This is a genomic window from Flavobacterium sp. UBA7682, from assembly GCF_002482945.1.
GTDB lineage: Bacteria > Bacteroidota > Bacteroidia > Flavobacteriales > Flavobacteriaceae > Flavobacterium.
This window is the reverse complement of the sequence record NZ_DLGY01000005.1, coordinates 20,496-30,934: the sequence shown is the minus strand read 5'-3', so window position 1 is coordinate 30,934 and position 10,439 is coordinate 20,496. Positions and strand designations below refer to the sequence as shown.

General features: G+C 36.7%; 12 protein-coding genes. 2 read left to right on the top strand and 10 right to left on the bottom strand.

Features of this window, described 5'->3' with window-relative positions; translation table 11 throughout:
• Positions 1–93: 93 nt before the first annotated feature.
• Positions 94–1,326: an ABC transporter permease gene (locus B3C16_RS00860; protein ID WP_291127679.1), complete on the bottom strand. Its 1,233-nt coding sequence runs from the start codon at positions 1,324–1,326 to the stop codon at positions 94–96.
• Between the two features lie 4 nt (positions 1,327–1,330).
• Here B3C16_RS00860 and B3C16_RS00855 point away from each other — a divergent pair, with 4 nt between their 5' ends.
• A complete protein-coding gene (locus B3C16_RS00855; protein WP_291127676.1) occupies positions 1,331–2,596 on the top strand; it encodes an exo-beta-N-acetylmuramidase NamZ family protein in 1,266 nt (421 codons plus the stop codon).
• On the opposite strand, the gene B3C16_RS00850 is transcribed toward B3C16_RS00855, so the two are convergent.
• Genes B3C16_RS00850 through B3C16_RS00840 form a run of 3 tightly spaced genes read right to left on the bottom strand, consistent with a single transcriptional unit; the run spans position 2,593 to position 3,755 of the window.
• Positions 2,593–2,817 carry a hypothetical protein gene (locus B3C16_RS00850; RefSeq protein ID WP_121312706.1) on the bottom strand — a complete coding sequence of 75 codons (225 nt, stop codon included), beginning with the start codon at positions 2,815–2,817 and terminating at the stop codon, positions 2,593–2,595. The genes B3C16_RS00855 and B3C16_RS00850 overlap by 4 nt on opposite strands.
• 38 nt (positions 2,818–2,855) lie before the next feature.
• Positions 2,856–3,245 carry a PH domain-containing protein gene (locus tag B3C16_RS00845; RefSeq protein ID WP_121312705.1) on the bottom strand — a complete coding sequence of 130 codons (390 nt, stop codon included), beginning with the start codon at positions 3,243–3,245 and terminating at the stop codon, positions 2,856–2,858.
• A 9-nt stretch (positions 3,246–3,254) separates the two neighbouring features.
• Positions 3,255–3,755: a YkgJ family cysteine cluster protein gene (locus B3C16_RS00840; protein ID WP_370453640.1), complete on the bottom strand. Its 501-nt coding sequence runs from the start codon at positions 3,753–3,755 to the stop codon at positions 3,255–3,257.
• Positions 3,756–3,901: 146 nt separating this feature from the next.
• Here B3C16_RS00840 and B3C16_RS00835 point away from each other — a divergent pair, with 146 nt between their 5' ends.
• Positions 3,902–4,630 (top strand): class I SAM-dependent methyltransferase, encoded by a 729-nt coding sequence (locus B3C16_RS00835; protein WP_291127672.1) that lies wholly within the window; start codon positions 3,902–3,904, stop codon positions 4,628–4,630.
• Positions 4,631–4,740: 110 nt separating this feature from the next.
• On the opposite strand, the gene B3C16_RS00830 is transcribed toward B3C16_RS00835, so the two are convergent.
• The 6 genes from B3C16_RS00830 to B3C16_RS00805 all read right to left on the bottom strand — a co-directional run bounded on the left by B3C16_RS00830 (position 4,741) and on the right by B3C16_RS00805 (position 10,234).
• A complete protein-coding gene (locus B3C16_RS00830) occupies positions 4,741–5,898 on the bottom strand; it encodes an aminotransferase class V-fold PLP-dependent enzyme (protein WP_291127669.1) in 1,158 nt (385 codons plus the stop codon).
• Between the two features lie 102 nt (positions 5,899–6,000).
• The gene (locus tag B3C16_RS00825; RefSeq protein ID WP_121312702.1) at positions 6,001–6,405 is read right to left on the bottom strand and encodes a DUF2059 domain-containing protein; all 405 of its coding nucleotides are present in this window, start codon (positions 6,403–6,405) and stop codon (positions 6,001–6,003) included.
• Between the two features lie 33 nt (positions 6,406–6,438).
• Positions 6,439–6,819, bottom strand: coding sequence for an energy transducer TonB (locus B3C16_RS00820; protein WP_291127664.1), 381 nt, complete (start codon positions 6,817–6,819; stop codon positions 6,439–6,441).
• 9 nt (positions 6,820–6,828) lie between these two features.
• Positions 6,829–7,461 carry a 7-carboxy-7-deazaguanine synthase QueE gene (locus B3C16_RS00815; RefSeq protein WP_121312700.1) on the bottom strand — a complete coding sequence of 211 codons (633 nt, stop codon included), beginning with the start codon at positions 7,459–7,461 and terminating at the stop codon, positions 6,829–6,831.
• A 180-nt stretch (positions 7,462–7,641) separates the two neighbouring features.
• Positions 7,642–9,303, bottom strand: coding sequence for a tetratricopeptide repeat protein (locus B3C16_RS00810; protein ID WP_291127661.1), 1,662 nt, complete (start codon positions 9,301–9,303; stop codon positions 7,642–7,644).
• A 10-nt stretch (positions 9,304–9,313) separates the two neighbouring features.
• Positions 9,314–10,234: a PstS family phosphate ABC transporter substrate-binding protein gene (locus tag B3C16_RS00805; protein WP_291127658.1), complete on the bottom strand. Its 921-nt coding sequence runs from the start codon at positions 10,232–10,234 to the stop codon at positions 9,314–9,316.
• Positions 10,235–10,439 lie beyond the last annotated feature (205 nt).

The following is a 10,439-nucleotide window of genomic DNA, read 5'->3' as shown; positions in this document are numbered from 1 at the left end:
CCAAAAGCCACCCCTTTAGCCCCGATTGAAACGGCGCCGTGCAGAGTGAAAAGCGGGAATTGCCATAACCAACAAAGACCAAACCTTTCGCTACTATTCGAAACGAATGGATTTTGACGGTGTAATTTTGGTGATAATAAAGGAAGGAATTAATAAAACGAGTAGGCAGATGGCTACGGTTCCTATATTTAAGAGCAATATGTAGAATAGATTGATGTCGACAGGCGCTTCGTTGACGTAGTAACTTTCGGGATTGAGTTTGATGATGCCGAAGTATTTTTGCAACAACAAAAATCCGATACCAACGATGTTACCCCAAAGCAATCCTCTTCCAATTAGGTAAGCGGCATTGTAGAGGAATATTTTTCGGACAGTCCAATTGTTGGCGCCGATTGATTTTAGGATTCCGATCATCTGGGTTCGTTCTAAAATCAAAACCAATAGCGCGACTACCATATTAATAGTAGAAACGGCTATCATAACGATTAGAATGACGATGATATTGAAATCGAAAAGCTTGAGCCATTCGAAGATGTAATAGAATTTTTCGACTATGGTTTGGGTATCTAATGTGGATGAAGTTTCTGCGTAGACTTGCTGTCCTTTTTGTTCGATTTGTGTAAAATCGTCGACGAAGACTTCGAAAGAACCGATTTCGTTGGGCTTCCATTTGTTGATTCTCTGAACGTGACGAATATCTCCAATTACATAACTCGCATCGAATTCTTGAAATCCGGAATTGTAAATACCCACTATATTAAAATTTCGCAGGTTATACCCTTCACTATTTTCCTTCATGAAATAAGTCACGAACTTATCATTGAGTTTTAGGCCTAAACGATTGGCTAGATATTGTGAAATCAAAACTTCTTCGTTGAGATTGGCTTTGAAATTGGGCAGTCTGCCTTCGACCAAATATTCTTTAAGATTGGTCATTTCGTAATCTTTGCCGACTCCTTTGAAAATGACGCCTTCGAAAGCGGTTTCTGTTCTTATGATTCCGGCTTTACTGGCGACAGCTTGCACATGAGTGATTCCGTCAACATTTTTAAACTTAGGATAAAAACTTTGGTTAATGGAAATCGGTTTGGTACTAACATCCGAATTGTTGTCGTTGTAACCGGAAATTATAATGTGTCCGTTGAAAGCGGAAACCTTTTGGCGTATTTTTTGTTGCAAACCCATACCGGTAGCGATAGAAATTATCATCATGATCATGCCCAAGGCAATAGCCGTGATAGCTATTTTTATTATTGGCGCAGAAATACTACTTTTATGATCTTTAGCAGTAATGAGTCGTTTCGCTATAAAATATTCTAATTTCAATGGTATGATTTCAAATTTGGTGTTCAAAAATACAGTTTTATTCTCGGTTTTGCTAATGGTTTCGTGTGGAGCTTCGCAGAAGAAAAAAGAGATAAGGGATAAGGTAGAAGATATTCTTCCTAAAAATGTAAAATTCGAAATTCAAACAGGAGCACAAAACACAAATACTTATTTACCTTTATTAAAAGATAAAAAAGTTGGCATTGTGACCAATCAAACAGGAGTATTAAGTAGCGCTAAAGTCAACCATACTTCAGACCCAAAAAACACAACCATTTCAAGAGAAACTGTTCATCTAGTCGATTACCTTTTGGAACAAAAAATCAACGTCCAAAAAATCTACGCGCCCGAACACGGTTTCCGCGGCACGGCTGATGCAGGCGAATTGATTAAAGATGGAAAAGATACCAAAACCGATTTGCCTATCATTTCCTTATACGGTAACAACAAAAAGCCTAAACCAGAACAATTAGCCGGAATAGATGTTTTGGTTTTTGACTTGCAAGATGTTGGTGCCCGTTTTTATACTTACATATCTTCACTACATTATATAATGGAAGCATGTGCGGAAAACAACATTCCGTTGATTGTTTTGGACAGACCAAATCCGAATGGAAGCATTGTTGACGGACCTATATTAGAAAAAGAAAACACCAGCTTTGTTGGCATGCACCAAATCCCATTGCTTCACGGGATGACTATTGGCGAATATGGCCAAATGATTAACGGAGAAAAATGGTTGAAAAATGGAATTCAATGCAACTTGACAGTAATTCCGTGTCTGAATTACAAAAGAGAAATGGCTTATAGTTTACCTGTAAAACCTTCGCCCAACTTGCCGAATGATCAATCTATCAATTTATATGCGAGTTTGTGTTTGTTTGAAGGAACCAATGTAAGTTCGGGACGAGGAACTGAAAAACAGTTTCAGATTTACGGCTCGCCTTTTTTACCAAAAAGCGGTTTTAATTTTACTCCCATTCCAAATTTTGGTGCCAAAGAACCAATGCATAAAGACCAATTGTGTTATGGTGAAGATTTGTCGAAGATTGAAAAAGTGACCCGTTTGGAATTAAAATGGCTTATCAAAGCCTATCAAACGACAACAGACAAAAGTAAATTCTTCAATGATTTCTTTACCAAATTGGCCGGAACCAAAACACTACAACAACAAATTGAAGCCGGAACTTCGGAAAGCGACATTCGAAAATCTTGGGAGAAAGGTTTGAATGACTTTAAAACCATGCGCAAAAAGTATTTGATTTATTAAGGATTTCCTTTTACAATTCTTTTCAAAAATCGAAACAAAAAGTACGGAGTAAAAAAGAATACCAAGAGCAATACAGTTATAATCAGCGACAGCATAAACACTTCAAACATTTGGAAAGCAAATGAATTTGTAGGCTCATCGGCATCTATCCAATAACCAAACAAAGCAGTCGCCAAGGAAAATGCATAAATCAACAGCAAATAAAAAGGGAATTTTTTCATAACAGTCTTTTTTTTGAAACGAAAAAAAAAGTCCTTTATTATGTTACAACCTCAATATTCGGATTGATTTTTAAAAGCTCCTGAATAAAATCGGCGCGTTCTTTTGGAGAAATCAGCACTTCATCATACTTATTGTACACCACCGCAATTCTGTCTAATGATAACGCCGGCGAACTCAGCGGATTGTTGGTGCTGTAAATTTTCCGAATGGATTTAATGTCGATTTTTGTCCACCAAATCTGCAGATTTTCTCCATCGATTTTATATTTGATAGATTTGAACATCAAAAAAACCAAACTCAAAACCCCGAAAGAAACAGAGAACATGACATAGTCTTTGCTCAAAATACCTTCAATCATCGGATAACAGAAGACGATAAAAATGATGATAATCAACCACCAATCGATTTTAGATCTATAAACTTTCATGTCAATACATTATAAAGGTAAACGTTTCTTCATTTCTTCAACAATATTATAAGCCGCAGGACAAATCGCCACATTCTTCAAAGTCAAATCGGAGATTTGTTGGAATTTCTTTCGATCGGTATGTGGAAATTCGCGGCAAGCCTTGGGACGAACGTCATAAATCAGGCAATAGTTTTCATTGTCCAAAAACGTACACGGCACATTTTGCAACACATAATCCTTGTCTTCATCAATCCGCAAATACTGATCGATAAACTGTTGTGGCTTTTGTTTCAAATGTTTCGCAATGCGCTCAATATCGGCCAAAGTAAATAATGGTCCGGTCGTTTTACAACAATTGGCACATTTCAAACAATCGGTTCGCTTAAACTCCGCGTCATGCAAATCCTGCATCACATAATCCAAATTCTTGGGCGTTTTCTTTTTCAGCTTGTCGAAATACTTTTTGTTTTCGATATGCTTATCTTTGGCTAACTTTTGGATTTCGTTTAAGGAAGGTTTCAAACTCATGGTGCAAAATTAAACAACTTTACACAATCCATCTGTAAAAACATTTAAAAACTCAGTCACTCAGCATCTCAGTCACTTAGCAACTCAAAAAAATGACACGAGCGAAGCGACTGCATGAGACCTTAAAAAAATAATAAATAAAACGAATGAAAGATTTATTCGGCCAAGCCATACTCGATTTTCAAACCAACAATTCACCCGAAGATTTGATCACTGAAACCAATATCTCCGAAGCCGATGAAATGAGTGTGGATTATCTTTTCCGCGGCTATAATGACATGCCCAAGTTGGAAAAGAAAGCCTTGCAACTCGCCAAAGGCAAAATCCTCGATGTAGGTTGCGGCGCAGGAAGTCACAGTTTGTACTTACTAGAAAAAGGTTTTGAGGTTACCGCTATCGACATTTCACCCAATGCGATTAAAGCTTGCCAACTTCGAGGCGTAAAAAATGCCCGAGTTCAAAATCTGTTGGACGTTGAAAACGACCCGAGCGAAAGCGAACAGGTGAAGCAAAAATTCGACACCATTCTATTATTAATGAACGGCACGGGAATCTTTGGCACTTTAGCCGAAACTTCGAAATATTTGCAGAAATTAAAGTCGCTTTTAAATCCGAATGGACAAATTTTGATTGACAGCTCGGACATCATTTATATGTTTGACGAAGACGAAGACGGCAGTTTTTTGGTTCCTGCCAATGGTTATTATGGCGAACTGACATTTACCGTTTCTTATAAAGGACAAACCGAGGACACTTTTCCTTGGCTCTATCTTGATTACAACACTTTGCAAAATGCCGCTCACGCCAATGGTTTGGAATGTGAATTGGTCATTGAAGGCAAGCATTATGATTATTTGGCTAAGCTGTCACACTAATTCTATAAAAGTTAGGAGCTATTTCCGGCTATTCACTATATCTTTTACACCTGTCAGGTTTTAAAAACCTGACAGGTGTAAAAGGATACCGTTACTATCCGGGCTAGGCTTTATGCTTCTATCAAATTGGTTGTTTTAATAATATCTTCTAATGCTTTGTACAAAACATCCAAATCTTCCTGCGAATTATAAGCATTAATCGAATACCTCAAATAAACATTCCCATTCAAAGGCATCACCGGAATTTGGATTTTGTAATGATCGTATAGTAAATCTTTTAACTCAGTCGGTTTTGAAGTTTTTACCGGAATACTCGCCATTTGGCCTAAAAATTCGGTCGTTATCGGTGCCAAAGGTTGGGTTTTGAGTAAATCACAAAAGCGTTGGTAATTGTCAAAAACGATTTGCTTGCAAGCTTTTGATTTGGCCGCCCAATTGTTTTGCGCCAAGAACTCAATTACTTTTGGCGTACACAAAAAAGCTGAATGATCATTGGTTCCTTGGTATTCGTGATAATCTAGGAATTGACTTTCGCTTGGTGCCAGACTTTCGTAACCCCAACTTACCACCAAAGGTTCAATATCGGCTTGGAATTCTTTTTTCACATAGAGAAACGAACTGCCTTTGGGTGCCAACATCCATTTGTGTAAAGTTCCTGTGTAGAAATCTGGATTCAATGCTGTGATGTTTAAATCAATATGACCCGGAACGTGCGCGCCGTCAACAATCGTGATTAAACCTAATTCTTGGGCTTTGTCACAAATCTCCTGAACCGGAAAAATCAAAGCGGTTGAACTCGAAATATGGTTTAGAAAAACAACTTTAGTGTTGCTGTTATAACCTCTCCAAAACTCTTCAATAATTTGTTCTTTGGAAACTATCGGCAAACTAATATTTTGACGGATATACTTAGCTCCCGATTTTTTACAATAAAAATTCCAAGTTCTGTCCATGGCACCATATTCGTGATTGGTTGCCAAAATCTCATCACCAGGTTGCAATGTCAAACTGCGCATGATGGTGTTTATTGCCACCGTCGGATTGGGTACAAAAAAGAAATCTTCTTGATTACATCCAATAAATTGGGCTAATGGAGCTTTGGCCATTTTGAGATACTCGGGTAATTTTTTCTGAATAAATTGAACCGGATCGGATTCTAACTCGCGTTGAAAGCGTTGGAATTCATCAAAGATGGGCTTCGGGCAAGAACCAAAGGAACCGTGATTTAAAAAGGTAATTGACGGGTCAAGTAAAAATTGTGATTTCATGATAGCATTGCCAGTTCGCTGACACTCGTGTAATAATTATTTGGTAAAAATAAAAAATCCCAAACAGTGTTCGGGATTTTAACTTTAATTTATGTTCTGCTACTATTGCATGTATTTCATCATCAAAGCTTGAATTTCTCCTTGTAAACCCGCCATTGATTCTTGTGATTTTTTGGCAATTACTTCTGCTTTGTCCGCCATTTTTTTTCCTACCGGACTGTTATAAAAAGCCAACATTGCTTTGATATCTTCTTTAGAATACTCTTGCATGTAAATTTCAACTGTTGAATCATTTACTTTTTTTAGTAAAACATCAAATTCTACGACAAAAGCTGCTTGCTTATCTTGAGGAATCATTGCCAGAACTTGTTTTTTAGCTGCATTCATTTGACCTGAAGCACCACTTTTTTCAATAACTGCTGCAACATCTTCTTTTGTTGGTTTGTCTTGAGAAAAACCCAATTGAGACACTAATACAAAAACGACTGCGAATAATAATTTTTTCATTTTTTTTTGATTTATTAATAATTTATAAAAATACTACTTTTCTCGGAATACCATCGGGTATTTTATCTCGATGCTGATAGGCTTACCACCACGTTTGGCTGGCTCCCATTTTGGACATTTTTTCAAAACCCTGATGAATTCCGTTGCTGATTCGACATCAAAAAACTCGGTAATTTTAATGTTTTTAACACTGCCGTCTACATCTACGGTGAAAGCACCAACCATTTTTCCGGCTTTGGTTACTTTAGAATAATCAAATTCTTTTCTGATAAATTTGGTAAACTCCTCGATTCCTCCGCCATTGAATTTGGCTTCAATTCTGTCTCCACCGAGATACACTTCATCTTCTCCACCAATTTGGGAGAAACCCATCATTGGTACAAGAACAAACAATAATAATCTAACTAACTTCATCTATAGAGTTTAAGGAATATTTAGATACTTATGGGTTTGCAGTGACACTCTCCATTTTGGATTGTTCATGACATAATCAACGATTAATGGTGTCATTTCTTCTTTTTTACTCCATTCGGGTTGTAGAAAAAGAATCGCATTAGGATTTACTTTGGCTGCTTGCTCTTCTGCAAAAGTGAAGTCATGTTTGTTGTAAATAATCACTTTCAACTCGCTTGCTATTTCATAAGCACCAGCAACGGGTAATTTATTTTTCTTTGGAGACAGACAAAACCAATCCCAAGTTCCCGAAACAGGATAAGCGCCCGAGGTTTCAATATGTACTTTTAGATTTTTGGCTTTTAACTTTTGCGTCAGCAATGTCATGTCCCATGTTAAAGGCTCGCCACCGGTTACGACAACCGTATCGGCATATTTAGCCGCATTGTCAACAATAATATCGGTGTTTGTTGGCGGATGCAATTCCGCATTCCAACTTTCTTTCACATCACACCAATGACAACCTACATCGCAACCGCCAATTCGGATAAAGTAAGCCGCCGTTCCTGTATGATATCCTTCGCCTTGAATGGTATAAAATTCTTCCATTAGCGGAAGCATTTCCCCTTTTTCAACGGCCGATTGTGTTTCTTTTGATAACATTATTTAAAATATAGTGGGCAAAGATAATCAATTTGCTTTGCCAGTTGGTTGTGCTCGTATGAAAATGAGTTAATTTAGCTTTGTCCTGTTCGACCTTTGGCTTCGGACGAAAATTTAAAATTGAAATAAAAAAACCGCCTCAACAGAATTGAGACGGTTTTTAAAATTATAATGCTTTGCTTATTTCAATAATTTCAGTGATTCAATAGCATAGTTGTTTGCCGGATCAAGAGCTAACGTTTTATTAAAAAACTCAATCGCTTTTGCTTTATCAGAATTTGCATAATGAGCTGCTATATTGTTGTATGATTCAATAAATTTTGCTTTATTTTTAGTCACTTCAGCTTCCCCTTTTGCCGTTACTACATCAATATACTGTTGATAGTAAGTTGCCATCATTTCGTCATTCTCCAATAGCGTATTAGTTCTTGCTCTGAAAATGTAGGCATCTTGAGTAGTTGGTGAGGCGGTGATTACATTGCCAAAAGCAACATCGGCTTTTTGCAAAGCTATCGGATCAGGTTTTACCAAATCTTTTCTGGTGTTATCATAGTATATTGAATTTCCTAGATAGAAATTATCAATCAAATAATTTTTAGAAGTTGGGTTGGTCACCGCAATTTCAAAAACAGCTGCTGCCGCACCAAATGCCTTTTGGTCATATAATTTTTTTCCTAATTCGTTCAATTCATTTGTTGCTAAAGGTTCCATGTCTACTGCTTTTTTGATGTCTTCAATAGCCGACGCTAATAATGCCGGGTCTACTGTTTTACCATCTTCACTAGTTCCTTTCTTTATTTTGGCTTGACCTAAATACAAATAATCACGAGGAATTATTTTGCTTGATGGATTAGAAATGAATTTTTGTAAAGCATCCAAAGCTGCATCAGGATTACCATTTTCGTAAGCAGAATAACCTAAGTATCTTAGAATTCTAGGATTTACACCATCTAGTTCTTTCATCTTATTAGCTTCAACTTCCAAAGCTTTGTAATCTTTAGCCAAGATCAAAAAGTCAGCATGACGCATACGAGAAGTGATTGAATAATCCGTTAAGCTCATGTATTTTTCATAAAACCCTAAAGCTTTTTGAATATTTTCCGTGTATGTTGAGGGAACATTGTTGCCCCATAAGTAATAGGTTTCGGCTAACTCTCTATAAACCGGACCATAATTAGGGTTGATTCCGATTACTTCATTGTAAGCTTTAACCGCTTCAGTATAAGCTTTGGCTCCTTTTAATAAAACGCCCAATTGCATTTTGGCTCTGATTAATGAACTGTCTGCTTGGTAGGCATTTCTATAGGCAACATATGCTTCATTTTGTTTTTTCTCACCGTAGTAAGCATCTCCTAATGCCAATTGCACTTGTGGATCTGTTGGATTTGCAGTTGCCGCTTTGGTTAAAACCGTAATAGCACTTGCATAATCTGGCTTATCTGCATTCATATAGGCACGTGCAATATAAATATATTCTTCGGTGTCTTTCTTTTTTAAGTCTTTGGTAACCAAATTGAACTTGGCTTGTGCAGCGGTTTTATTATTAGCATCTAAGTCCATTTGACCCAATCCAATATTATTAAATTTGGCTCCATCACTAGCGCTTAAACCCTTTTGAAAATAGATTGACGCTGAGTCAGCAATGTTTTGTTTTAGGTAAATGTTACCCAAAAGAAAAGCGGCTTTCCCACTAGAAGGTTTGGTTTGTATAACGGATTTCAACAACGATTTTGCTTTCTCAAATTGTTCAGCATCAATAGCTTTCTTCGCTGGCTCTAAATCCTGGGCTTTCGCAATGGTTGTTGCTACTAACGCTAAGCTGAATATTTTAAATTTGTTCATCTTGCAATTTTTAATTATTATCTTTTGTATTATTATTTTTAATCACGATTTTTCTGGTTGGAACACGTTCAGGCACTAATCCTGATTTTAAAATGATGCGTTGTCCTCTTTCTCCACCAAGGAAGGAACCAAATCCCATTCCCAATCCGGAATATCCTTGACAGTTGACGATATACAAATGACGTGCCAAAGGATACTTACCTTGGGCTAGATTGTCTTGTGTTGGAAATACATATTCGTTCGAATCTTTGCCTTTCACGCCTAAAACATTCACTTGATCCACTACTTTTTGAAGATCTAATGGCGGTTGAAAAATCCAATTCATCCCTATAACGCCTATCATTCCATTGTTTTCAGCTACATACTTGATAACCTCTTCATTGGTTTTGAATGAAAACACATTTTTCTGTTTGTCAATTTTCATTCCGGCTATTTCAGACATGAATCTGACAGTGCTCGAATTTGGGTTGTCAAACACTAATCCTTTTATATTTGGCACAGGTTTGCCGCTAATAAAATCAATTATATCCTGCAAAACAACTATGGTATCATTGGCTGTTTTACTTTTAATAAAAGCGACAGCATCTGTGGCAAAAGGTGTAATTCTTGGCGTAATCTTTTTGCTTTCTAGAACCTTAATTTCTTTGGTAGAAAGTGTTCTTGTGAGAACAGCAATTTTGGCTGAATCATTTAGTAATGAATTCAAAATCTCATTTTCGGATTGGGCAACCAAATGCAATTTAGCATTGTATTGTGTTTCAAAAACAGCTTCTTGATCTTCTATTATAGGCAATACAGACTCGTCAACATAAATTGTCGCTTTCCCTTCAAGTATGGTTTCCGTCTTGCTATCGGCTTTTTCTTGACAAGAAAACACAAATAATAATGTTAGTAAAAGAAAACCCGTAATAGTTTTTGTTATTTTATTCATCTATTTTATTCATCATCTAAATTATTCAAACGCTTTACCTGTGTTATAAAACGGATAAAACCAAATAATATTATAAGGCAACCTACAATTATTTGAAGGTTATTAGGCAAATTCAATTTTAATTGCTCCCAGAACAGCAAAAGCGATCCTAAAAAACAAAAAGCAATAAAATTCAATAAGCTAATAACGAGAAGAAATCGCCCTT